General features: G+C 34.0%; 19 protein-coding genes. 9 read left to right on the forward strand and 10 right to left on the reverse strand.

Annotated features, from left to right (window positions below):
* Window positions 1–167: 167 nt before the first annotated feature.
* Complete coding sequence (locus J8M14_RS13500; RefSeq protein ID WP_211075277.1) at window positions 168–995, forward strand: type IV pili methyl-accepting chemotaxis transducer N-terminal domain-containing protein; 828 nt, start codon at window positions 168–170, stop codon at window positions 993–995.
* A gap of 5 nt (window positions 996–1,000) precedes the next feature.
* On the opposite strand, the gene J8M14_RS13505 is transcribed toward J8M14_RS13500, so the two are convergent.
* Window positions 1,001–1,699 carry a response regulator transcription factor gene (locus J8M14_RS13505; protein WP_211075278.1) on the reverse strand — a complete coding sequence of 233 codons (699 nt, stop codon included), beginning with the start codon at window positions 1,697–1,699 and terminating at the stop codon, window positions 1,001–1,003.
* A 225-nt stretch (window positions 1,700–1,924) separates the two neighbouring features.
* Here J8M14_RS13505 and J8M14_RS13510 point away from each other — a divergent pair, with 225 nt between their 5' ends.
* The 6 genes from J8M14_RS13510 (at window position 1,925) to J8M14_RS13535 (ending at window position 9,237) form a co-directional block, all read left to right on the forward strand.
* The gene (locus tag J8M14_RS13510) at window positions 1,925–3,238 is read left to right on the forward strand and encodes an alginate export family protein (protein ID WP_211075280.1); all 1,314 of its coding nucleotides are present in this window, start codon (window positions 1,925–1,927) and stop codon (window positions 3,236–3,238) included.
* A 158-nt stretch (window positions 3,239–3,396) separates the two neighbouring features.
* On the forward strand, window positions 3,397–5,916 hold the full coding sequence (gene nirB, locus J8M14_RS13515) for a nitrite reductase large subunit NirB (RefSeq protein WP_211075282.1): 2,520 nt from the start codon (window positions 3,397–3,399) through the stop codon (window positions 5,914–5,916).
* Between the two features lie 53 nt (window positions 5,917–5,969).
* Window positions 5,970–6,347, forward strand: a complete 378-nt coding sequence (nirD, locus tag J8M14_RS13520) for a nitrite reductase small subunit NirD (protein ID WP_211075284.1) — start codon at window positions 5,970–5,972, stop codon at window positions 6,345–6,347.
* Between the two features lie 55 nt (window positions 6,348–6,402).
* Entirely contained in the window at window positions 6,403–6,987 is a 585-nt protein-coding gene (locus J8M14_RS13525; RefSeq protein WP_211075288.1) for a DUF4202 domain-containing protein, read from the forward strand.
* Between the two features lie 7 nt (window positions 6,988–6,994).
* Window positions 6,995–8,809 (forward strand): ATP-binding protein, encoded by a 1,815-nt coding sequence (locus J8M14_RS13530; protein WP_211075290.1) that lies wholly within the window; start codon window positions 6,995–6,997, stop codon window positions 8,807–8,809.
* Between the two features lie 53 nt (window positions 8,810–8,862).
* Window positions 8,863–9,237: a hypothetical protein gene (locus tag J8M14_RS13535; RefSeq protein ID WP_211075292.1), complete on the forward strand. Its 375-nt coding sequence runs from the start codon at window positions 8,863–8,865 to the stop codon at window positions 9,235–9,237.
* A gap of 15 nt (window positions 9,238–9,252) precedes the next feature.
* Here J8M14_RS13535 and J8M14_RS13540 read toward each other — a convergent pair whose 3' ends face one another.
* The 9 genes from J8M14_RS13540 to J8M14_RS13580 all read right to left on the reverse strand — a co-directional run bounded on the left by J8M14_RS13540 (window position 9,253) and on the right by J8M14_RS13580 (window position 21,531).
* On the reverse strand, window positions 9,253–10,122 hold the full coding sequence (locus tag J8M14_RS13540; protein ID WP_211075294.1) for a BadF/BadG/BcrA/BcrD ATPase family protein: 870 nt from the start codon (window positions 10,120–10,122) through the stop codon (window positions 9,253–9,255).
* A gap of 130 nt (window positions 10,123–10,252) precedes the next feature.
* Entirely contained in the window at window positions 10,253–11,254 is a 1,002-nt protein-coding gene (gap, locus tag J8M14_RS13545) for a type I glyceraldehyde-3-phosphate dehydrogenase (protein WP_211075298.1), read from the reverse strand.
* Between the two features lie 46 nt (window positions 11,255–11,300).
* A complete protein-coding gene (gene pfkA / locus J8M14_RS13550) occupies window positions 11,301–12,287 on the reverse strand; it encodes a 6-phosphofructokinase (protein WP_211075301.1) in 987 nt (328 codons plus the stop codon).
* Between the two features lie 251 nt (window positions 12,288–12,538).
* Window positions 12,539–13,924 carry an alpha-amylase family glycosyl hydrolase gene (locus tag J8M14_RS13555; protein ID WP_211075303.1) on the reverse strand — a complete coding sequence of 462 codons (1,386 nt, stop codon included), beginning with the start codon at window positions 13,922–13,924 and terminating at the stop codon, window positions 12,539–12,541.
* A gap of 26 nt (window positions 13,925–13,950) precedes the next feature.
* Entirely contained in the window at window positions 13,951–15,807 is a 1,857-nt protein-coding gene (locus tag J8M14_RS13560; protein ID WP_211075310.1) for a glycoside hydrolase family 13 protein, read from the reverse strand.
* A 104-nt stretch (window positions 15,808–15,911) separates the two neighbouring features.
* Window positions 15,912–18,218 carry a glycoside hydrolase family 65 protein gene (locus J8M14_RS13565; protein WP_211075312.1) on the reverse strand — a complete coding sequence of 769 codons (2,307 nt, stop codon included), beginning with the start codon at window positions 18,216–18,218 and terminating at the stop codon, window positions 15,912–15,914.
* Between the two features lie 120 nt (window positions 18,219–18,338).
* On the reverse strand, window positions 18,339–18,992 hold the full coding sequence (pgmB, locus tag J8M14_RS13570) for a beta-phosphoglucomutase (RefSeq protein ID WP_211075314.1): 654 nt from the start codon (window positions 18,990–18,992) through the stop codon (window positions 18,339–18,341).
* A 4-nt stretch (window positions 18,993–18,996) separates the two neighbouring features.
* Window positions 18,997–20,373 carry an MFS transporter gene (locus J8M14_RS13575; protein WP_211075315.1) on the reverse strand — a complete coding sequence of 459 codons (1,377 nt, stop codon included), beginning with the start codon at window positions 20,371–20,373 and terminating at the stop codon, window positions 18,997–18,999.
* A 126-nt stretch (window positions 20,374–20,499) separates the two neighbouring features.
* Window positions 20,500–21,531, reverse strand: coding sequence for a LacI family DNA-binding transcriptional regulator (locus J8M14_RS13580; RefSeq protein ID WP_211075317.1), 1,032 nt, complete (start codon window positions 21,529–21,531; stop codon window positions 20,500–20,502).
* A gap of 318 nt (window positions 21,532–21,849) precedes the next feature.
* On the opposite strand from J8M14_RS13580, the gene J8M14_RS13585 reads away from it, so the two are divergent.
* Window positions 21,850–24,780, forward strand: coding sequence for a SusC/RagA family TonB-linked outer membrane protein (locus J8M14_RS13585; protein WP_211075321.1), 2,931 nt, complete (start codon window positions 21,850–21,852; stop codon window positions 24,778–24,780).
* A gap of 11 nt (window positions 24,781–24,791) precedes the next feature.
* Window positions 24,792–26,447 (forward strand): RagB/SusD family nutrient uptake outer membrane protein, encoded by a 1,656-nt coding sequence (locus J8M14_RS13590; RefSeq protein WP_211075322.1) that lies wholly within the window; start codon window positions 24,792–24,794, stop codon window positions 26,445–26,447.
* Window positions 26,448–26,475 lie beyond the last annotated feature (28 nt).

Genomic DNA, 26,475 nt, shown 5'->3' on the forward strand with positions numbered 1-26,475 from the left:
TAAAATATTTAAACATTGTAACTAAAAGAATTTTAATCATTTAAACTGGAATTATCTATATAGAAAGAAATAAAGGAAAAAACATCTTGTATAGATTTTAAAAATAAGTATATTTACTTATAAAAATGCTTTTTTCAAAACACATTACTAACCAAACTTTTTTACCCATGAAGCTAAAATTTTTATCCATTTTGACAGTTTTTATACTAATATCAATAACTAACTTATCTGGTCAATCACAGAATTATGGAGCCATCAGCTATAGTAAAGCAATAAATGTATCCGGAAAACAGCGTATGCTGTCTCAAAAAATGTCAAAGGCTTTCTTATTGATTAGCAATAGGATCAACAACTCCGAAATCCAAAAAGAACTAAACTCCAGCAAGTTTGTATTCAAAAAACAATTAGAAATACTATCTAAGAACGCCACATCCACAACGATTAAACTATCTATTAAAAATGTACAGAAATTATGGATTCAGTTTAAAAGCATAATCAGCTCTACCCCTAATCTCGAAAACTCTTACAGAATAATGAAGCTAAACACAAAGCTTTTAGCAGCTTGTGATGACCTTGTAACAAGCATAGAACAAAGTTCTAATTACAACAATCGATTTTTTAAAAATGAAAATCAAGATTTAATTTCCACAATAAATGTATCAGGAAAACAACGTATGCTGGCCCAAAGAATGTGTTTATACTATATAGCTAACACTTTATTTCAGAATGAAAATTCGGAATATGGCAAAATACTAAGCATAGTTTATGACGAATTTGATACTGCAATTGGTAATCTGTTAATAAGTAGCTATAACACAACTGATATCGAAGAAGAATTAGGAAACATCATGTCTATATGGGAAAAATTTCAATCAGATAGAAGAGGATTCATGAACGGAAAATTTCCTTTGGAAGAAGTATTTAAAATCACCAATACCCTTACAAAAAGCTTTAATAAAATAACCGGAATTTATGAAGGAATATCAAAAAAATAAGCCTTCTAAAGGCTGGAGATCATACCATGTTCTCTAGCCTTATTACTAAGCTCTAGAATATTTTTTACTCCCATTTTTTTCATTAGATTAAACCTATGCACTTCTGTCGTACGTCTACTTATATTCAATTCTGTCGCTATATCTTTATTAGTCATCCCCGAGATAGCTAGTTGAAGTATTTGACTTTCCCTTTTAGTTAGATCAAACGGGTTACCAACAATGCTTTTAGATTCCTTAGCAACTATATCACTTTGGTCTTCAAAATCTTTAGAATTGACCTGATCCTCAGATCGAATTTTCTTTACCAAAATAGAAGAAACATCACCACTAAAATATTTCTCCCCTTTACTTATAGTAGATAAAGCCTTTAGAAACTCCTGTTTTCCTGCATCTTTTAAAAGATATCCATCTGCTCCGGCATTAATAGATTGAAGAATATATTCATCAGAGTCGTGCATCGATAACATAATCGTTTTAGAGCTTACACCTTGACTTACTAGTTCTCTAACAGTTTCTATACCCGACATTTCAGGCATTCGAATATCACAAATAACAATATCCGGCTTAAGTGACTGCACTAATGCAATTGCCTCTCTCCCATCCGAGGCTTCTCCGATGATTTTATATTGATCTTCATCTTCTAAGAGCGCTCGAATACCGTCTCTTACCAAAAAATGATCATCTACCAATACTATGCTTATCATATCCTTAATATATATAGTCACTCAAAGATATGAATATTTCAAAAACACTTGTCATTATTTAAGTATATCAAAATTTTAACTACGTATTTTTAAGTAATAAACACAATAAAAATAAGTATTTATACTTAGATTTGCTTTCAATAATTATCAAACTAATAGAACATTATTAAGAAATGTAATCAACACAGGTTATCGCACTTGTATTTTAAGCAAAAAAACGTTCATATGAAGAATACATTAAATTTTACTATATTAATATTTTTAGTTTTAGCATTTAAGGGAAAAGCACAAGAATTAAGTATTGATGCTGATTATAGAGCCAGATATGATTATCGACACGGATTTCACAATTTGGTTCCACAAGGTGTAGAACCAGCTTCTTTAGTCGAGCAGAGAGCGAGACTCAAATTTGGATATACTTCAGAAAAATTTAAAGCACATTTAAGTTTTCAGGATGTCAGTGTATGGGGAGATACAAGACAAATTTTACCAACGGATAGTAATGATAGTTTTCAAATAGCAGAAGCTTGGGTTCAATTAAAACTTAGCGAATCCTGGGCCACAAAAGTAGGACGACAAACCCTATCGTATGACGATCAAAGAATTTTAGGAGGTCTTGACTGGGCTATGCAAGGGCGTTTTCATGATGCTGCACTAATTAAATATGCAAAAGGAAAATCAAAACTTGATGTAGGGTTTTCTTTTAGTCAAAACTCCGGTTCAGCAAATCCTGCAAATGAATTTGGTAACGTATTTGATGTTACTGGCTTTTTTACCTACAAAGCATTAGAATTTGCTCATTATAATATCGCTTTTACAGAAAATAATAGCCTTAGTATTTTAGCAATGAATAATACTTTTCAGAATATAGAAAATGGTATTGCTGTAGAAGGTTTTTTTCATAGACACACATTTGGTGCATATGGAAAATTTAAATTAGGAGGTGTTGGACTAGCAACTAGCGCGTATTATCAAGCCGGAAAAGCTAATCAAAACACAGACCTCAGTGCATACTTACTGTCTGCAGAGGGAATCTATAAAGCTGGGGCTACCAAAATAGGGCTTGGATTTGAGATACAAAGTGGTACCGACCAAAATAGTACTGATGATAAAAACAAATCTTTCTTCCCACTTTATGGCACCAATCACAAGTTTAATGGGTATATGGATTATTTCTATGTTGGCAACCACGCTAATAGTGTAGGGTTAACGGATATATACGGAAAAGCAATCTTCAAAACAGGTAAAAAATCAAGTCTTTTGGTTAAAGCACATTATTTTGGAGCTGCAGCTACACTCATTAATGATAATGATGGGTCGGAAGCAGATTCTTACCTGGGAACAGAGGTTGATATTGTATTTACACAAAAACTATTACCATATGCTACTTTAAAAGTAGGATATTCTCAGATGTTTGCTAGTGAGAATATGGAATTCTTGAAGAACCAACCTGATCCTTCTGGATTACAAAACTGGGGATGGGCAATGCTTGTTGTAAAGCCAAACTTCTTAAAATGGAGCCCTAAGCCTTCAGAATAAACCAACTACAAAAATATACAACGAAAAGCCTGCAAATAATTTTGCAGGTTTTTGCTTTTATTATTTAAGCATTCTTAATTTGACACCCATATAATTACGTAATTCTTACTATTAAAATACGTATTAATACTTAATTTTGAACTATTAATACGTAATTTATGAAGAAGGTTGTAGTAATAGGTAACGGAATGGTAGGTTATAAGTTCTGTGAGAAGTTTGTATCATCAGAAAAATTTACCGAATATAAACTTATAGTATTTGGAGAAGAACCAAGACGTGCATATGATAGAGTACATCTGAGTGAGTTTTATGATGGTAAAACTGCAGAAGATTTAAGCATGTCGACCGCTAGTTGGTATACAGAAAACAATATTGATCTTCATATTTCAGAAATGATTACTGAGATTAATAGAGAAGACAAAACAGTAGCTAACCATCGTGGTGATACGTACTCATATGATTATTTAGTATTAGCAACAGGATCATCAGCATTTGTTCCTCCTATTCAGGGAGTTGATAAAGAAGGAGTTTTTGTGTATCGAACCATTGAAGACTTAGAAGCTACCGAAGCATATGCTAAAAAATTAAAAGCAGCCGGAAAAACAGAAGCCGCAGTACTTGGAGGAGGATTACTAGGCCTAGAAGCTGCAAATGCAGTTAAAAACTTAGGACTAAACGCACATGTTATAGAATTCGCGCCAAGACTCATGCCTAGACAACTAGATAAGGGCGCCAGCGATATGTTACAAGCCAAGATCGAAAGTTTAGGTTTACAAGTTCACCTTTCGAAACAAACTCAATTCATCCAAGGAGATAAAGCCATTGAAGGTTTACAATATATCGATGGCACCGAATTAAAAGTAGATATGCTTGTTGTTTCTGCAGGGATACGTCCTCGCGATGAAGTTGCCAGAGAAGCAGGACTAGAAGTAGGTACCAGAGGCGGTATTGTAGTGAATCAACAAATGCAAACCTCTGATCAGAATATCTATGCTATCGGAGAATGTGCACTCCTAAATAGTATGATATATGGTTTAGTTGCTCCGGGATATGATATGGCCGAAGTTGCCGTAAATCAAATTACTGGAGGTACAAGTGCAATGCCTGAGTATATCGATATGTCAACGCAACTAAAACTCATTGGTACTGAAGTAGCAAGTTTTGGAGATGCGTTAAACGATGCCAAAAAGGATATTGATGAAATTACCTATGAAAATAGACGTAAAGGAGTTTACAAAAAAATAAACGTTTCTAAAGACGGTACAAAACTTTTAGGAGGAATTCTTGTAGGTGACTCTTCAGACTATAATTCTCTTTTCCAAATATATATCAATGGAATGAAACTTCCGGAAGAACCCGAAGATCTTATCCTGGGTAGCCGTGGAGGCGATGATAGAGGCTTATTAGGTGATGTAATGGATTTACCAGATGGAGCTCAAATTTGTTCTTGCGAAAGCGTAACCAAAGGGCAAATTTGTGGTGCTATTGAAAGCGGAGAAGCTACAGATGTTGCTGGAGTAATTAGTTGTACAAAAGCAGGAACTGGTTGTGGTGGATGTAAACCAATGGTTACCGACCTAACAAATGCAGCTCTAAAATCTTTAGGTATTGAAATTAAGGATGGAGTTTGTGAACACTTTGAACTAAGTAGACAAGATTTATATAAAATTATTCAAGTAAAAGGATACACCAAATTTGATGAAGTATTAGATAATCATGGAAATGGAGGTCACGGATGTGAATTATGCAAACCACTTATTGCTTCGTTAATGGCAACCATTCACGCTGATACGGCTAATAAAGAATATGCTATTCAAGATTCTAATGATCGTTTCTTAGCTAATATTCAGCGTAACGGAACATATTCTGTGGTTCCTAGAGTTCCTGGAGGAGAAATTACTCCAGAAAAACTTATTGCGCTAGGAGAAATTGCTAAAAAGTATGACTTATATACCAAAGTAACCGGTGGTGTTCGTATTGATTTATTTGGTGCCACTTTGAATCAATTACCTTTAATATGGAAAGATCTAATTGATAACGGTTTTGAAAGTGGCCACGCGTATGGTAAATCTTTACGTACGGTAAAAACGTGTGTGGGCTCTACTTGGTGTCGCTACGGAATGGATGAAAGTGTCAGTTTTGGTATTGAGCTCGAAAATCGATACAGAGGAATTCGTGCTCCACATAAAATTAAAGGAGGAGTTTCAGGATGTATACGAGAATGTGCTGAAGCGCGTGGCAAAGATTTTGGTTTAATTGCAGTAGAAGGAGGATGGAACCTATATGTTGGTGGAAACGGTGGTGCAACACCACGACATGCAGAACTATTTGCCGAACAAATTGATAATGAAACTGTAATAAAATACTTAGATCGCTACTTAATGTTCTATATGCGTACAGCAAAACCATTACAAAGAACAGCTGCCTGGCAAGAACGTTTAGAAGGTGGGTTAGAGTATCTAAAAGAGGTTATTATTGATGATAAACTAGGTATCGCCGAAGATTTGGAAAAAGAAATGAAAACATTAGTTAACAAGTTTGAATGTGAGTGGACCCAAGCCATCAATGACCCTGAAATGATGAAACGTTTTAATCATTTTGTTAATAGTGATGAAGAGGATGACAATATTGCTTTTGTTCCTATGAGAGAACAAAAAATGCCAGAACCTTGGAAATAATAATCTTATACCATGGTACATCAAAATTAGATGAAACTAAACACAAGAAGACTATGGAAGAAATTTTAGAAATATATAAAACTATAGCTACAGAAAATGTAAAAGTATGGTTTGAGGCTGCAAAAGTGAGTGACTTTCCTAAAAATGGAGGAGCTTGCGTGAAATACAAGGAAAAGCAAATTGCGGTCTTCAATTTTGAGCGAAAGAATGCGTGGTATGCATGCCAGAATGTATGTCCACATAAAATGGAAATGGTATTAAGCAGAGGAATGATTGGTGATCAAAATGGAATACCTAAGGTTGCCTGTCCTCTTCATAAGAAAACTTTTTCATTAGAAAGTGGTGAAAATCTAAATGGAGACCTGGCTCCCATTGCTACCTATCCTGTTAAAATAGAGGATGGAATCGTGTTCATTGGGTTTGAAGAGTAATGCTTTTTAATGCTAAAAACATTAAATTAGCAGGCTTTTTAACATCATTACTTTTATGCCAACCACAAAACTAAACGAAGCATTTTCTCTCTTTGACAGAGTAAATGCAGACGACCCCAACAAAGAAATCGTTAACGGACAATCAATTGCCAAAGAATTGATATACGGTCAACGAATGAGCCAAACTCTAGAATCATTTGACCCTGAAGCTTCAGAAGCATTAAAACTAGCAGCAAGATCACAACATATTTGTCGTTGGGAAATCCCTCGTGATAGTTATCCAATGGATCGTGTAGGTTATTTAAAATGGAGAGAAGAGCTAAAGAAATTTCATGCAGCAAAAGCTTCAAACATATTAGAAAAGGTTGGTTATAATGCTGAGACTATTGAACGAGTTTCATTCTTGCTCCAAAAGAAGAAGTTAAAAAAAGATGAAGAAACACAAACTCTTGAAGATGTAATTTGTCTGGTATTTTTAAACTTCTACTATGAACCTTTTTTAGAAAAACACACCAAAGAAAAGGTTATCGACATTCTACAAAAAACCTGGAGAAAAATGTCTGAAAAAGGTCATCAGGCAGCTTTACAACTTTCATATTCAGAAAAAGCTTTAGATTTGGTAAAACAAGCTTTATTATAGTTCTACATTGAGTAAACGAGAATCTTTAGACCACCAAACTTTTAGTCGCCTTAGCAAGATCTACATTATTGCTTTAGGCGCAATCGCACTATTCACTATTGGTGGACAATTTTTTATCCAGAGATATTTAAATTCTCAAATAGACGATTCCAGGATAATTAACCTTTCCGGAAGACAACGTATGCTAAGTCAAAAGCTAACTAAAGAAATTCTATTACTCACTGATCTAAAAAATAAAACTTTAAAAGAAAATCATATTAAAGATCTGGAGTCCACGATTGATTTATGGAAAGGATCACATCAGGCACTTCTACAATACAATAAATCAATACAACTGGAAAGTAATGATAGTATTGAGATACAAAAAATGTTTGTGGTTTTAGAACCATACTTTCAAACTATTTATAGTAATAGTAAAAAGGCTCTAAATCAATTTAAGCAAGATTCTGTTGATACTGCAGAACTAAAAATAAGTCTTGATGCAATTATCAAAAACGAAGCTCTTTTTTTAAAGCAAATGGATGCGATTGTATCCCAATATGATAAAGAAGCCAAAGAAAAAGTATCTTATCTAAAACAAGTTGAGTATTTATTATTCTCAGTAATTATATTAATTCTAATTTTCGAGTTTTTTCTACTGTTCAGACCTGTAGCTTTAAGTATAAAAAAAACGATATCCAACTTGTTAACCTCTCAACAAAAAACTGAGGAAATGGCTTCTAGAACAGAAAACCTAAGGAAAGCTCAAGAAAAAAACGTTCAGGAATTAGTTGCACTTACCAAAGCAATTGATCAGACCCTGTTATATGCGAGAGTAAATGAAAATGGTGTGATTCAAAGTTTAGGTGATAGATTTGCAAAATTACTAAGTACCGAACACAATTATGAACAAAAAAACTTAGCTGACATTATGGAGTTAGGAGAAGTTCAGAAAAATAGATTGCTTCAACTTATTTCACAAAATAATGGCGATATATTTAATGAAGAGTTTGAGTTCGCAACAGTTTCCGGGCAAAAGCTTTGGTTAGACGTATCCATACTTACTGTTTTTAGGGAGTCTGGTAAACCCGAAAGACTAGTACTTTGTTCAGACATTTCTAAACGTAAAGAAGCTCAACAGGAAGTTGATAGATTGAATGCTTCGAGGTATAAAGAAAAGGAAGAAATTCAAAAATCAAATGCCAGTCAGATTGTTGAAGCACAGGAGGAAGAACGTGAACGTATTGCAAAAGAAATTCATGATAGTATTGGTCAAATGCTTACCGCATTAAAATTTAATATAGAATCAATTAATCTTGATAATACAGAAAAAGCGGCTAGCAAAATTGAAGGTTTAAAGCAATTATCCAAAGATCTAATTCAAGGAATCCGAATGGCTACATTTAATCTTACTCCTCCGGAGCTTAAAGATTACGGAATCTCTATTGCGCTTCAAAAAATGGCCAAAGAGTTATCTAAATTGACTGGTAAAAACATCCTTTTTGAAAACAAATCTGATTTTAACCACCGTTATGATACACTTGTAGAAACCAATTTATATCGAGTGACTCAAGAAGCAGTAAATAATGCCATTAAATATGCTAAATCTGACTATATAATGATCACAGTCAATCATTCTGATACTATATTGAGCATTACTATTGATGATAATGGAAAAGGATTTGACATAAACAAAATACCTTCAAAACCAACCAATAAAGCAGAAGGAGGAATGGGTCTATTCTTTATGAAAGAACGCATGAACTATATCAACGGTAGGATATTTATAAACTCTACTCCGGGAAAAGGAACGAGAGTAACACTTAATTATAATATCCTCTAGCATACTTGATGTAAATGTATTTTATTTGCACAATACCCTAAAACTAATTCAGATTGAAAGTAAAAAAGGAAGACATAAAATATGTCGTAAACTGGAGTGCAAAAAAAATAAGGAGAGAGGAAATTATTAGTAAAAAGTTTGTCAAGTATCTTAATGAAAAAGAAGTTCATAAACTCATTAAAGAGGAGGACACTCAACTAGGAATTATTTCAGAACGAGATATTATAGATTGGTTAGAAAAAGAGAAAAATATAGGTTTATGGAACGATAAAATCCAAAACCATATTTGCGAACAAATTATCAAAGATGATGATGATTACTTTGTCGGATGCGAATATGAAGATTTTAAAGGAGGTTATTTTTTTGTTGCAAGTCTATGGAAGATGAAACAAGGAGATAACCTTATCATTCTAGAGCATTATCATTGATGAATACATTCGTGATTAGACCTTATCAGTCTTTTTTTTTATCACTTCATTACGGTAATAATCAATAATCCCATCAATTGGTCTTCTTACAATATTTCCTACTGTAAGATGATATGGCCAAACAGCAGCTCTAATAATATCTTCACTAAAATGAGCAATGGATCCTATAAAATGAATAGGCACATTCTGAGCTTCAGGAAAACACAACACGCGATTTTCTACAAATTCCTGAATACCTTCGGTTACAATTTTATAGAAATACCCATTACGCTCGCTAGTAAAAATAAATTCTGCAAAAGAAGCCAAATACGTATTTGGATTGTCTTTTTTGTATAAATTTTCTTTTATAGCATCAGAAGAAAGGTCAAATCGTTTTTCAAATTCAGCAGCTACCTCAGGAGGCATTCTTTTATAATAATAATCTCGTATTAATCTCTTTCCAAAATAATTTCCACTGGCTTCATCCATCAGAATATATCCTAAAGAATCTACCGCCATGTGAATATCATCTCCATCATAGTAGCAACTGTTAGAACCAGTACCCAAAATACAAACAATACCTGGCTCAGTAGTTGCTGCATAGACTGCGGCAACCATATCTTCTTTTACAACAACCTCTGCATTGATAAAAAACTCTTCAAAAACTTTTGTAAGCATAGCAGCGGGTCTAGGAGTACCACATCCTGCTCCATAAAAATTAATGACCTCTACCCTTTCTTTATAAGAAGAAAGCTCTTTATTAGCTCTAATTCTTTCTTCCAAAAGAGCTTTCTCAAATACAGCAGGATTTAAACCTTCTGTACGGGTTTTAAAAACGATTTCTCCTGAATCATCAAGAAGAATCCAATCGCATTTAGTAGAACCACCATCAGCTAATAAAATCATTTGAAAATTTATTTGTTGTTAGCAAAGAGAAAAATAACACCCTAATCCATCTGTCTTGTCAAGCGTAGTCAAAAGAATTAATTATATTTTGACTACGCTCAAGGTGACAGCTACACTTAGTGTTTATATATTATAGATTACCTACGTGAGTTGACAAGTCAACTAACTTAGTAGAATATCCAAATTCATTATCATACCAAGACACTAACTTGAAGAAGTTATCATTAAGTGCAATCCCGGCATTAGCATCAAAAACAGAAGTTTGAGATTCTCCAACGAAGTCTTGAGATACCACGTCTTCTTCTGTATATCCAAGAATCCCTTTTAGTTCATTTTCTGAAGCTTTCTTTACGACAGCTTTAAGATCATCATAAGATACTGATTTTTTAGTTTTTACAGTAAGATCCACTACAGAAACATCAGCTGTAGGTACTCTAAACGCCATACCTGTTAATTTACCCTTAAGTGCAGGTATAACCTTAGTAACTGCTACTGCAGCACCTGTTGTAGATGGAATAATGTTATTCAAAGCACTACGACCTAATCTGTAATTCTTTCTAGATGGAGTATCTACTACAGCTTGAGTAGCAGTTCCAGCATGTACTGTAGTCATCAAACCTTCTTCAATACCAAAATTATCATCAATTACTTTAGCCAAAGGAGCTAAACAGTTTGTAGTACAAGAAGCATTAGAAACAATATTATCTGTTGCCTTAACATCATTATGATTCACTCCCATTACAAACATCGGAGCATCTTTAGAAGGAGCAGAAATAACAACTTTCTTTGCACCAGCTTTAAGATGAGCATCAGCAGTATCTAAAGTTGTAAAAATACCTGTACAATCCATTACAACATCTACACCTACAGCATCCCATTTAAGATCTTCAGGGTTACGTTCTGCAGTTACACGAATTTCTTTTCCGTTAACTACAAGATTTCCGTTTTTCACCTCAATAGATCCATCAAATCTTCCGTGTACAGAATCATATTCTAATAAATAAGCTAAATGCTCTACATCCAACAAATCATTGATAGCTACAATCTCTACATTATTGCGCTTAGAAGCAATTCTAAATGCAATTCTTCCAATTCTACCAAAACCGTTAATTCCAATTTTTAACGTACTCATATTTAATAATTTAGTTGTTTTTGATTTAAAAAAATGTGGTTAAATATTATACCGAAGTGATATCGGCTACTTTTATTAATCCATCGTGTTTGTGCGCTCTCTTTTCTAAAGCTTTCTTAAGCGGGACTATTGTTACCTTCTTATGAACAATACCTATCATTACTTCACTTTGCCCCTCTAATAAAGTTTCTACCGCTCCTACTCCAAGTTTACTTGCCAAAACTCTGTCATAGCAACTCGGTGCTCCTCCTCTTTGAATATGACCTAAGACTGAAACTCTTACTTCATAGTCATTAAGGTTCTCTTCAACATATTCGCCTAATTCAAAAATATTTTTACCCGACTTATCACCTTCAGCAACTACAATGATACTAGAGGTTTTTCCTGTTTTTTTACTTTTTTTAAGGGATTCTAATAATCTATCAGCCCCCATGTCTTCTTCGGGAATTAAAATCTCTTCTGCTCCTGCTCCAATACCTGCATTAAGAGCAATATCCCCAGCATCTCTACCCATCACCTCAATAAGGAACAGTCTATTATGAGAGCTTGCCGTATCACGGATTTTATCAATTGCTTCTACAACTGTATTTAATGCTGTATCATAGCCAATCGTATAATCGGTACCATTAATATCATTATCAATAGTGCCTGGAATTCCTACTACTGGAAAATTAAATTCTTCTGATAATTTTAATGCTCCGGTAAAGCTTCCATCACCTCCGATTACTACAAGAGCATCAATATTATTTTTAATCAAATTCTCATGGGCCTTCTGCCTTCCTTCTACAGTTCTAAAGTCTTTTGATCGTGCAGACTTAAGAAAGGTTCCTCCTTTATTAATAATATTACGAACAGAACGTGCATTTAATTCTTCGATCTCATTATGAATAAGACCTTCATATCCTTTATAAACTCCAAAACATTGTACCTTATAATAACTACAAGCACGAACAACAGCGCGAATTGCAGCATTCATTCCGGGAGCATCTCCTCCAGAAGTCAGCACAGCTATATTTTTAACCTTTTTTGTCATTGAAGCCAAATCTATCGTTAAAGAGTTTAATAACCTAATTTGCTAAAAAACTAAAACGTTTTCGGTTGATAAATTCAGTATTTACCGACAAAAAAGACATTATTTTAACACATTTTCAATGATTGCGTTAAGAAAAAGGTAATACCTCAAATCACATTTTCTAAAGGTTTTATCATCTCAAAAATTGTTTTAAAAACAAAAACGACCCGTTTACACAGGTCGTTTATTCAATATATAATATAGTATTTTGATTATTCCTGAATCAGGATCAAGTATTGCCACGGATCCAATCCATATTTTTGCTCAGGGCTTCCTTCATATTTTGTTCCAGAAAGATAATCAGTAAACTTACCTGAGTATTCTGCAGTAAATTCTACAGTCTCATTAGTCATATTTGCCACAAACAATACTTTACTACCATCTTTTTCTCTTTTAAAAACTAACACCTTATTATCTTCAGAAGTTTTAATACGTTCATAAGAGGCAGCTTTTTTTCCTCCGTGCAAAGCAGGATTTTCATTTTTAAGCTTACCCAGTTTTTCGTACAGTGGAAAGAATTTTCCTTTCTTTTTGATAATGGTGTCTTTCTCGAAGAACAATAGGCGTTTATCCATATCATATTCCTGACCAGAATAGATTAAAGGCATACCGGGTGCAACATATGATAATGCTGCGAACATTTCCTTAGCATCCCCCATACGCTCTTCAACAGTTCCGTTCCATGAATTTTCATCATGATTAGAAGTAAAATTCATTAGAATATCATCAGCAGCATACATAGTATCTATCTGAACCATTCTTTTATCCCATTCTTTTGCATCTGCTTTTCCCTGAGCAATATCATTCATCTTATGATGCGTATCCCAACCATACCCCATATCAAAGGCATTCTCCATCAATTCAGGCTCCCATCCTTCAGCTAGCATAAATACTGGTTTGATTTTTTTTAGCTCCGCAACAGTATTATCCCAGAAATCTACAGGCACCATTCCTGCAACATCACAACGGAAACCATCAACTCCCTCTTCCTGAAGCCAATACTTCATTGCCGCAAGCATATCTGAGCGCATCTCTTTATTATCATAATTAAGATCGGCTACATCTGTCCAATCCGTTCCTACTGTATGCGTAATTTCTCCTTTATCATTTTTAGTATAATACTCAGGATGGTCCTTTAACCAAACGTGATCCCAGCCAGTATGATTAGCCACCCAATCCAAAATTACATAGATTCCATTATCATGAGCAGCTTTTACCAACTCTCTAAAATCTTCAATAGTTCCAAACTCAGGATTTACTTTAGTATAATCAGAGATTGCGTAGTAACTTCCTAAAGAACCTTTACTTTTGGTAGTAGAAATTGGATAAATTGGCATTACCCAAAGTACTTTTACTCCAAGTTTTTTTAATTCAGGGATATCTTTAGTAAAAGCATCAAAAGAACCCTCTTCAGAATATTGACGGATGTTTGCCTCATAGATAACAGCATTTTCCATCATTTCATCGTTAACAGGAGCTAATGTTTCAGGTACTTCTTCCTGAGTGGTATCAACTTTTGCAACAGTTTCTTCTCTTTTTACTTTTCCGCAGGAAAATAAGACACCTATAGTTACTAAACTTAAAATTACTTTTTTCATTTGTTAAAATTATCTGTGGTTGTATATTATTTCAGTTCTATTATCATTGGTGTTTTAGCCTGAACTTTAAAGTTTTCGGTAACATCAATATTAGAATCTGTTATGATATCTGTACCCATTTTAAAATCTTTCAAACCTTCTTTAAAACGAGTGATATCTATTTCTTGATTTTTTGAACTGTTATTGATGATTACCATCACAGTTTTTTCTTCATTATACCTAAAGTATACATATACATTATCAAACGGAATAAACTGCATTAGTTTGCCTTTATGAATAACTTCTGCGTCTTTTCTCCAGTTTAGCACTTTTTTAGTAAAAGCATGATATGCCTCTTGATCATTAGTTCTTCCTTTCTTTTCTTTTGATGACACAAAGGCACTTTGAACATCTCCCGACCATCCACCAGGAAAGTCTCTACGTATATCACCATCACCTTTTTTATCACGATTACCTAACATACCTATTTCATCACCATAATATATCTGAGGGATACCACGAGTTGTGAAGATTAATGTCATTGCCATTTTATACTTATTAATATCGCTTTGATAAATCTCATTGATTCGATTAGTATCGTGATTACCTGCAAACAACAGAATATTATTGATGTCAGGATATAAGAAATCATTTGTAAAATTCTCGTATGCCCTAATCATACCCTTGTCCCAGGCATTTTCATCCTCATTAAACATGATCATAATAGCATCATGAAGTGTGAAATCCATAACGGATGGTAAACCGGAATTATAATTATCTAAAGCTCCTATTTTACTATCCTTTTGCCAATAAGCCATCTGCGCCTGATCGTGCATCCAAACTTCCCCTACAATATTAAAGTTAGGATATTCATTCATAATAGCTTTAGTCCATTTTGCTATTCCTTCTTTATCATTATAAGAATAGGTATCTACTCTAAAACCATCCAAATCAGCATATTCTATCCACCAGATTGCATTTTGTGTAATATAATTTAATAGCAAAGGATTGCTTTGGTTCATATCTGGCATAGTAGTATCGAACCATCCATCCATACATCCTTTAGCATCAATCTTAGAAGCATTACTGTCGAATTGCGTGGTCATACGATAATTACTACGTCTGAAACCTTCAGGCCATTGGTGAATCCAATCTGTAGTTGGTAAATCCTTAATCATCCAATGCTTTGAACCCCAATGGTTGGTAACATAATCCATAATTAATTTCATATCCAACTTATGCATTTCTGAAGCCAAACGTTTATAATCTTCATTAGTTCCATAACGTGGATCAATCTTATACAAATCACTCTGCGCATAGGTATGGTATGAATATACCGGTTCATTATCTTCTAGTAAAGGTGTGCTCCATAGTGCTGTAGCTCCTAAATCTTTTAAGTAATCCAAATGATCAATCACTCCTTGCAGATCTCCGCCATGGCGCCCTCCAGGATTAGAACGGTCTGCTTTCTCCACAGTATCCGAATTTGAATCATTTTTAGGATTCCCATTGGCAAATCGATCTGGCATAATCAAATACATTACATCGCTACTATCAAAACCTTTGCGTTCCGCTGAATTTTCTCTTCTAGCTTTGAACTCGTATGCCTGTGAAAACACTACCTTATCGCTTTCCTTAAAATCTATAGAAACCTTTCCTACAGAAATATCTTTAGCTTCAATAGTTACAAATAAGTAATTAGAATTTTCAGTCTTGGTGATATCAGTAATAGTAACACCTTCAATATCAACATTATATTTAGAGATATTTTTTCCGTAACACATCAACTGAAGTGTTTCGCCTTTCATGCCACTCCACCAAAAAGGAGGTTCTATTTTTTCTACCTGTGCCTGAATTGTTGAAACAACGCATAGTAAAAATAGAATGGCTAATCTGTTTTTCATCTTGTAAGTTTTTAATTTCAAAACAAAGTTTGTGTGATTGTTATAGAAACAAATACCCCAAAAACAAAGCCTTTGGGGTATTTTTATTTTCATCAATACAATTTTTAAATATTGATTAAACTATTTGGAGAAATTGTAAACTCTTTACCATCAACATAGATGACTAATTCCTGATCTCCTTCTAGATTAAATGATGTCCCTTCTTGAGAAACTTTCACTTTAAGTATCTGGTTTCTAAAATTCACATTAAAAGTATAACCTTTCCATTCCTTTGGAATCTTAGGTGTAAATGATAACTTATCATTCTTAATCCTTAATCCTCCAAAACCTTCTACAATACTCATCCAGGTTCCAGCCATGCTTGTAATATGTAAGCCTTCTTCTACTTCCTTATTATAATCATCAAGATCCAGCCTGGAAGTCCTAAGATAGAATGTATATGCCTGATCCATTTGATCCAATGCCGCTGCCTGGATACTATGAACACAAGGAGAAAGAGACGACTCATGAACCGTAAACGGCTCATAAAAATCAAAATGACGCTTCAACTCTTCTTTAGAAAACTGATCTTCAAACATATAAAACCCTTGAAGTGTATCTGCCTGCTTAATATATGGCGATCTTAAAATTCTATCCCAACTCCATTTTTGATTAATTGGTCTTTGAGATTTATCCAAATCAGCTACAGTAATCAATTCCTTATCTAAGAAACCATCTTGTTGTAAGTATACTTGATGTTTTTCTGAATAAGGGAAATACATTTTTTCTGCAACTTTCATCATAGCGTCAATTTCAGCCTGACCAAGATCAGTTTTTTCAATTATTCTGCTATAATCAGTCTGGTATTCAGCTTTTACTTTATTAATATTTTCAACACAATATTCTATACACCATTTAGCTAAATAGTTAGTATACCAGTTATTATTGATATTGTTTTCATATTCATTAGGACCTGTAACACCCAGGATCACATATTTATCTTTGTCAGTAGAGAATGTAGCTCTCTGATGCCAGAAACGAGCAATAGCAATCATTACTTCTAGTCCCTTTTCAGGTACGTAACTGTAATCTCCAGTATATCTAACATAGTTATAAATAGCAAAAGTCATGGCTCCATTACGGTGAATCTCTTCAAAAGTAATTTCCCACTCATTATGACATTCTTCACCATTCATGGTTACCATTGGGTATAATGCTGCTCCGTTAGTGAAACCAAGCTTTTCTGCATTCTCAATAGCTCTCTCTAAGTGATGATAACGATAAGTCAATAAATTACGAGCAACCAATTGATCCTTGGTAGCCATATAGAATGGAATACAATAGGCTTCGGTATCCCAGTATGTACTTCCTCCATACTTTTCTCCTGTAAACCCTTTAGGACCTATATTCAACCTGGCATCTTTCCCTAAATAAGTTTGGTTTAATTGGAAAATATTAAAACGAATACCTTGTTGTGCTTTTACATCACCATCAATAATAATGTCAGCCATCTCCCATATCTTTGACCAAGCTTGCTTCTGTAAATCAAGCAAAGCGTCAAAACCAGATTCTGAAGCTTGCTTTAGTACAGCTGCACTTGCGGATGCTAAATCTTCTTCTTTATGATTTAAAGAAACAGTATATCCACCATATTTAATAACACTTGCGACTTTTCCTTTTGGAACATCTATTTGATACGTTAACCCTACAAAAGTTTTATTTGTCTCTACTTCTGGATAAGTATCTTGTAATTTTTCATCTAAGAAAATCTGGTTCAGCATTCCTGTACACGCATGGAATTCTGTCTTCATTGTTTTTGAAGAAATATGAGCTGAATTACCTTTATGAGCCACCTCATAAGTATCCCAGAACTTATCATCCCAGTTACTATCTTCATTAGTAATACCAGCATCGAGATATGGTGTAAACTTAATTACAGCATCTTCGCTTAACGGAGTAACTTCATATTTAATTGCTCCCACCTCGTCTAAATCCAGACTTAAGAAGCGAGTCGATTTAACTGATACTTCAGTTTTATTAATCAAAACAGCTTTAAAAGAACGTTGATACCAACCTTCTTTCATGTTTAACTCTCTTCTAAAATCGGACACAGATCTACATCGGTTAAGGTCTAATTTTTCTCCATTCACTTCTACATTAATACCAATCCAATTAGGAGCATTTAGTACTTTTGCAAAATATTCAGGATATCCGTTTTTCCACCAACCTACTCTGGTCTTATCGGGATAATAAACTCCTGCTATATAGCTTCCTTGGAATGTAGGTCCAGTATACGCCTCTTCAAAGTTAGCACGCTGTCCCATCGCTCCATTACCAATACTAAATAAGCTTTCTGAGGATTTAACCCTTTCTGCATCAAATCCTTCTTCAATAATCGACCAGTTATCTGGTTTAATATAATCCTGGTTCATCTATCTGTTTCTTTTTTATACATTTTAGTTATCAATACAAATGGTTCTGATTTTTTTCAGAGAGCCATTAAACTTTCATTTTGAGCTATTGATTAAAACATAGCTCATCCATTTTAATAGTTAAGCCTTAATTAAATTACTTATAAATTCTTCTGTGATCTGTGTGAAATCATCAAACACATAATCTGCCTCATGTAACACTTGAGCATCACCTATACCAATACTCACCATATTCGCAATATTTGCCGCTTGAACCCCTGCAACAGAGTCTTCAAAAACTATACAATTTCCGGGGGCTAAATCTAATTTTTCCGCTCCTATTAGGAATACCTCTGGATCCGGCTTTGCTTTAGAAACGTCATTACCATCTACTATAGTATGAAATTTCTTACTAAGTTTAACTTTTTCAAGAATCACTCTTGCATTCTTACTTGCAGACCCTAAAGCTATCAATTGTTGATTGTCAATCAAATACTCCAACACTCTTGGAACATCTGGGAGAATTTCTGTAGTATCCATTTTATCAATATACTGTAGATACTCAACATTCTTTTCCGTCATCAATCTGGTAAACTCTTCTTCTGAAATGGTTTTGTTACCCCATTCTAAAATTTTTTCTAAAGATCGTACTCGGCTAACTCCTTTTAGTTGTTCATTTTGTTCTTCAGAAAAAGAAATACCTAAGCTATTGGCTAAATTTTGCCAAGCTAAAAAGTGATATTTTGCTGTATCAACAATTACACCGTCAAGATCAAATATAAATCCTTTCTTCATCTATCTAATTTTCTTTTGGATTATAGGTTATTGCGTCTTTATTAGTAATCCATAAATTACAAAGACCTGCTATGATTAAACTTATTCCGGCTATGATCATCGCATTAATAGTTTCTTCGCCAATTAGCTTATAGGCAAAATTAACACCTCCAACTGCTGCAATAATCTGAGGTATAACAATAAACATATTGAATATACCCATTATAACTCCCATTTTCTTAGGATCTACAGAACTAGATAACATCGCATATGGCATAGATAATATACTACCCCAAGCAAAACCAACCAATGTAAATGAAAGGATTAACCATTCCGGCGAAGGAATAAAATACATGGATATAAAACCAATCCCTCCTAAAACAAGTGATCCAAGATGTACTAATTTTCTATTTATTCTTTTTCTGGAAGTGTAAAAAGTTAAAATTAATGCAAACGCCATCGATGATAAACCATATGTACCCATATATCTACCAACATCATTAGATGATTTCTGAAAAGCGGTACTTGCTTCTTTAAATGCTGCGGCAGACTCTGGAACATTCATATCAAATGAAGATTCAACAGGTACCGGTGTATTAAAAACATGCTCTGTAAGTGCAGGGTTAGCTAAACTCCACATAGTAAAAAATGCAAACCATGAAAAAAACTGGATTAATCCCAATTTTTTCATCGTTAACGGCATACTCCCAATATTATTCACAATATCAGAAATGAATTGGTTTTTCTTCTTTTTTTCTCTTTCGAACTCCTCCATATCCTCTGGAGGATATTCAGATGTTGTAAAAACTGTATAAAGAATACTTCCAAGAAAAACTATTGCACCAATTCCAAAGGCTATCTTTACTGACATTGGAACAACTCCTGTAGGAGCAGAATCACTAACACCCATTTGTGAAACCATCCAAGGTAAATTACTAGCTACCCACGTTCCAATACCAATAATAAGTGTCTGAGTAACAAAACCGTAAGAACGCTGAGACTCAGGCAACTTATCTGCAACCAAAGCCCTAAAAGGCTCCATAGAAATATTGATAGAAGCATCTAGAATCCATAAAAACCCAGCAGCTACCCATAGTACAGGTGAATGAGGCACCAAAAATAAAGCAATTGAACTTAAAACTGCTCCAATTAAAAAGTATGGTCTTCTACGACCCCACTTAGGGCTCCAAGTCCTGTCACTTAGATAACCTATAATAGGTTGAACCAATAACCCCGTTAGAGGAGCAGCTATCCACAGCAATGGAATAGCATCTTTATCTGCACCTAAAGTTTGAAATATTCTAGACATGAATCCACCCTGTAAGGCAAATCCAAATTGTATTCCTAAGAAACCGAAACTCATATTCCAGATTTCCCAGAAACCTAATTTACGCTTGTTCATCAAGTAAATATTTGTGTTTTATTACGTGATAAGCGTTTAAACTTATCAAAACTTATTTTAGTAGAAAGTGAAAATATAAGTTCTGATAGGCGTCAAATATATTATATATTTTTTAAATAGTTTAAACTAAACTTCCTTTTTTTTGGTAGATTGTCTCTGAATTAGGCTTGTATCTATAATAACTGTCTTATATTCTTCTGTTACACTATCATCCCCTTCTAACTTATCTATAAGCAGTTTTGCAGCTCTAACACCCATTTCCTCACCATGTTGACTTATGGTAGTTAATGAAGGAATGAAGTGTTTAGAAAGAATTCCATCTGTAAAACCTATTACAGAAACATCATCCGGTACAATTTTACCGTGTTCTTTTAAAACTTTGGTAGCGGTAACTGCAAATAATTCATTTACTGCAAAAACAGCATCCACGTCTTTATCTTTTAGAAATTCTGATATTTCAGACTCACAATTATCTATATCTTCGATTTTAAGGATATAGCCTTCATTCTCAGGTACATCATACGCCCTCAAAGCTCTTAAGTAACCATTTGTCCTAAGTTTACCAACACTGATGTAATCGACTGTAGTAAGAATCGCAATTTTTTTACAACCCAATGTAAGAAGATGGTTCGTTGCTGTTTGTGCCCCTTTAGCATCATCAATAATTACTTTATCACAAACAATTTCATCTATAATCCTATCAAAAAGGACCACTGGCATCCCTTGACTCATAGTTTCCTCTATATGGTGATAGTCTTTTTTAAGTTGAGTCTCTTTTGCAACTGATAAAATAAATCCATCCGCACTTCCGCTGGCCAGCATTTCCAGGTTAATCACCTCCTTATCAAAAGAGTTATTAGATGAGCAAATGATCACATTATAACCCTTTTCATTAGCCACTTTCTCTACTCCACCTATTACAGTAGTAAAAAAATGATGAACAATTTCAGGAATAATTACCCCTATAGTTTTAGTTTTTTTATTCTTAAGACTTAAAGCAATATTATTAGGCTTGTAATTATACAGTTTAGCGAAAGCTTTTACTTTTTGTCGAGTATCCAAACTTATCTCTACACTATCCTTTAATGCTTTTGACACTGTAGAAATAGAAACATCCAGTTCTTTAGCTATTTGTTTTAACGTAACTTTTTGTCTCATTTATTTCTTATTAATTTTTTGATTTTTTTTATGAAATTTATCTTAAAAAACTTCTGCAATCGCAATATAATCAGTATTCTTCGAATATGGTGTTTTTTTGATTTTTTTGCCAACTAACTAAATTCCGCGGCGAAAATATGTCATAAACCTATATTTATACCTAAAATTTTAACGAAATTTTAAAAGTTATTCACACGCAAACGTTTTCGTAAGGTTACGGCTACACCGTATTTCAAATTTAACATAGAATTTACATACATTGGTATCCAGAAAGTGAAAATATAAGGCTAAAAACAATTAAAAACTAATAAATTTTATATGAAAACATTTACTAAAAGCGCATTGTTTTTGTTGTGGTTGATACCAATGAGCTTTTTTGCGCAGTCCACTGTAACTGGTACAGTGACTGATGCTGGAAACGGACAACCGATTCCCGGTGTAAATATCATTGTTAAGGGAACAACAAACGGAACTACAACGGATTTTGATGGAATTTATTCTGTGAATAATGTAAACAATGGAGATATACTTGTATTCTCCTATGTTGGATTTATTGCACAAGAATTCACTTATTCAGGTCAATCCTCATTAAATGTAGTCTTAGAAGAAGACACGGCTCAATTAGAGCAAGTGGTACTAATTGGATATGGTACTTCTCGTAAAAAAGATTTAACAGGATCTGTAGCACTAGTAACATCAGACAATTTTAACACAGGTAATAATGTTACCGCAGAAAACCTAGTTACTGGTCGAGTTGCAGGTGTTAATATTAATACTGGTGGTGGTCCTGCTGCAAACTCTGAAATTAGAATTAGAGGTGGTGCATCATTAAATGCATCTAACGACCCTTTAATTGTAGTGGATGGGTTACCATTGTATGATCCACGTGATCTATCAAATGGTTCAAGATCTGTTCTTTCTGCTATTAACCCAAATGATATTGAATCATTTTCTATTCTTAAGGATGCATCTTCTGCCGCTATTTATGGTAACCGTGGTGCAAATGGGGTAATTATTATTACAACTAAAAAAGGTAGGAAGAAACTACAAATATCACTTGATTCTAAAACAACTGTAAACAGATTACCTCAAACTATTGATGTTTTTTCTGCAGATGACTACCGTGATTATATAACTACCAATTTCCCGGACAGAGTAGATTTGTTAGGAAATGCTAGTACAGATTGGCAGGATGAAATATATAGAGATGCATTTTCCGCAGATCATAACTTATCCATTAGCGGATCTTTATTAGGTGATGTTTTACCTGCTCGTTTAGCGATTGGAAGATCTGATCAAGAAGGATTAAGATTAACTTCTAAATTCGAGAGAACATCTACTTCACTTTCTTTAAACCCAAGACTTTTTAATGGTCATCTTAAGATTGACTTAAATGGTAACTTGAATTTTGAAAAAAATAGATTTGCACCTGGTGTTGAAGGAGCTGCATTAACATTTAACCCTACTCAACCTGTATTTGATCCTTCTTCTCCTTATGGAGGTTATTTTGAGTATTTAAATGCTAATGGATTTGCACAGAACAACGTACAGAGAAACCCAGTTGCTCAATTACAACAAACCAGAGATATTGCTAACGTAAGAAGATACTATGGTAATATAAAGTTTGATTATAAATTACATTTCTTTCCTGATCTAAGAGCAGTGCTGAACTTAGGTGTTGATAACTCATTAACCAAGCGAACTTCAGAAACAGACATTAATAGTGCAACTGGATTTAATGCTTCTGAAGGAGAATTTAACGGTTCCAAATCAGATACTGACTTAGAGGTTTCTAATAAACTTTTGGATGCTTATTTAGTATATAACAAAACATTAGGTTCTTTTGATATTGAAGCTACTGGTGGTTATTCTTATCAGAAACTGGAACTAGAAAAATTTGAAACATTTGATCAAAGAAATCCAACCGATAATGAACCAGATGAAACTATTGCTGGAGACGCAGTATTATTGGCTTATTTCTTAAGAACCAATTTTAAACTTAATGACAGATATTTCCTATCAGGTTCTATACGTCGAGATGGTTCTTCAAGATTTGGACCAGACAATAGATGGGGTTATTTTCCAGCTGTATCTTTTGGATGGCAAATAAGTGAGGAAGGGTTCTTAAAGAATTCATCTACATTGAGTAATTTAAAACTTAGATTAGGATATGGTATCACAGGTCAGCAAGATATTTCTGCAGCTTTCGATTACATAGCTAGATATGGTACAGGTAATTCTAATTCACAGTATATCCTTGGTGGAGAAGTAATAAATATTGCACAGCCTCAATTTAGAAATGAAGGTATAGAGTGGGAAAAAATTTCTGAATACAATGTTGGTTTAGATTACGGTTTCTTTAATGATCGTATTACTGGAGCTGTAGATGTGTTTAGAAAAGAATCTGATGATCTTTTATCACAGGCACCTATTGCAGATGGTGCTAACTTCTCTAACTCAGGTTTCCAAAATATTGGTAAATTTGTAACAGAAGGAATAGAGTTTTCTATTAGCGCTGATATTATCAATACTGATGATGCAAACTGGAATTTAAGTTATAATACAACATTTATTGATAGAGAAATTGAAACACTTGCTTTTGGACAAGATATTTTAACTGGAGGTATTAGTGGTGGAACCGGTAACAATATCCAGGTTCAAAGAGAAGGAGAAGCACCTAATTCATTCTTTACTCGTGCTCAGATTTATGATGCTAATGGTAACCCAATAGAAGGAGCATACGCAGATCTTAATGGTGATGGAGTAATTAATGCTAATGACAGATATATCTCTGGTAATGGAACTGCAGATATCACTATGGGACTTCAATCAAATTTGAATTACAAAAATTTTGACTTTAGCTTTAGTCTTAGAGCCAGTTTAGGAAACGAGATTTATAATAATGTTGCTTCTTCTAATGCACAATCAGGGAATGTTTTTAGAACAGTATTAAATAACATCCCGACATCTGCTTTAGAAACTAATTTTGTAAATACTCCAGACGTAATTCTTTCTGATTTTTATGTAGAGGACGCTTCTTTCTTAAGAATGGATAATATTACTCTAGGATATACGCTAAGAGATGTTATGAAGGGTGTATCTAGTCTAAGACTATGGGGTGGTGTTCAAAATGCTTTTGTAATCACTGACTACTCAGGTCTAGATCCTGAAATTGCCAATAATGGTATAGACAACACAATATTCCCAAGAGGACGTACTTTGTTATTTGGAATAAATTATAAATATTAAAAACATAAGAAATGAAACTAAATAAAATATTTTTATACGCATTTCTGTTCATAGGTATATTTACCTCTTGTGAAGGAGATTTAGATGTAGAGCTGGAAGACGATGATATAACCACATCAGATGATCTATTTAGTGGTCCTGATGCTTATAAACGTGCGATTGCAGGAGTTTATGCAAATTTATCTTTAGTAGGACTAAATGGTGCCGGAACCTCAAATATTTCTGGACTTGACGCAGGTACAGGTCAATATATGAGAGGACTTTTTAACTTACAGAATTTATCTACTGATGAAGTAATATGGACTTTTGAAAATGACCCCGGACTTCGTGGAATGCAAAGAAATTCTTGGGGTGCTAATAATGTTTTGATTTTAGGAGTTTTTGCTAGAGCAACTTTCCAAGTAGCATTAGCCAATGAATTCTTACGTCAAACCACCGATGACAAGTTAAATGAAAGAGGTGTAAGTCCTGATTTAAGAGCTGAGATAGCCACTTTCAGAGCAGAAGCTAGAGTATTAAGAGCTCTAGCATATTATCATTTAATGGACATGTTCGGTAGAGCACCAAAATTGACAGAAAATGATCCTGTTGGATTTATACAAGGGCCTGAAATGTTAAGACCTGAGATGTTTGCTTTTATTGAAAGTGAATTACTAGCTGTAGACGCTGCACTTATAGATATTAATGCAGGTTCTGCTTCAGAATATGCTAGAGTAGATAAAGGAGTGGCTAAAATGATTTTAGCAAAGATCTACCTTAATGCAGAAGTATATTTAGGTACCGGACAAGGAAGGTATGCTGATTGTCTAAGCGTGTGTAGTGAATTGATTAATGGTGGTTATTCTCTTGCTCCTAATTATTTGTACAATTTTATGGCAGATAATAATTCTAATGGTGCACAGAATGAAATTATATTCCCAATTGTTAATGACGGAGTTAATACTCAAAATTTTGGAGGAACAACCATTCTTATCCAAGGTACCGTAAATGGTAATACCGATTTCGAACCTACTGGAGCAACTTTAGGTGTTCAAGATGGTGGATTTGGTGGTCTGTACAGATTAAGAAAAGAGTTTGCAGAGTTATTTACTGCTGACCCTCTTTTTGCAAATGATGGTAGAAATACTGTGGTAACCCAAGATAGTAATGGTGTTGATGCACCAGTTGACAGACCAATAGATATTGATAATATTGGTGACAACTCTCAAGGGTATTTAATCGCAAAATATACGAACCGTACCTCTACTGGAGACGCAGGATCTAATACATTATTTACAGATACAGATTTCCCATTATTTAGATTAGCCGATGTATACTTAATGTATGCAGAATCACATCTAAGAGGTGGTGGTGGAGATATTACAACAGCTACAGGATATGTAAATCAACTTAGAGAAAGAGCATTTGGTAATACTTCTGCAAACATTGCTGAAGGTGACTTAACTCTTGATTTCTTAATTGACGAAAGATCTAGAGAACTACACTGGGAGAGTCATAGAAGACAAGACCTTATTCGTTTTGATCGATATACCGGAGGAACATATAACTGGACATATAAAGGAGGACCACAAAATGGTACTGCGATCTCAGATAACTTTAAACTTTTCCCTGTTCCGACACAAAGTTTATCAACAAACCAAAACCTAGGGCAAAACCCTGGATACTAAAAATTATTTAAAATTTAATTTATATAAG

This window comes from Aquimarina sp. MMG016 (genome assembly GCF_018100805.1).
Classification (GTDB): Bacteria; Bacteroidota; Bacteroidia; order Flavobacteriales; family Flavobacteriaceae; genus Aquimarina.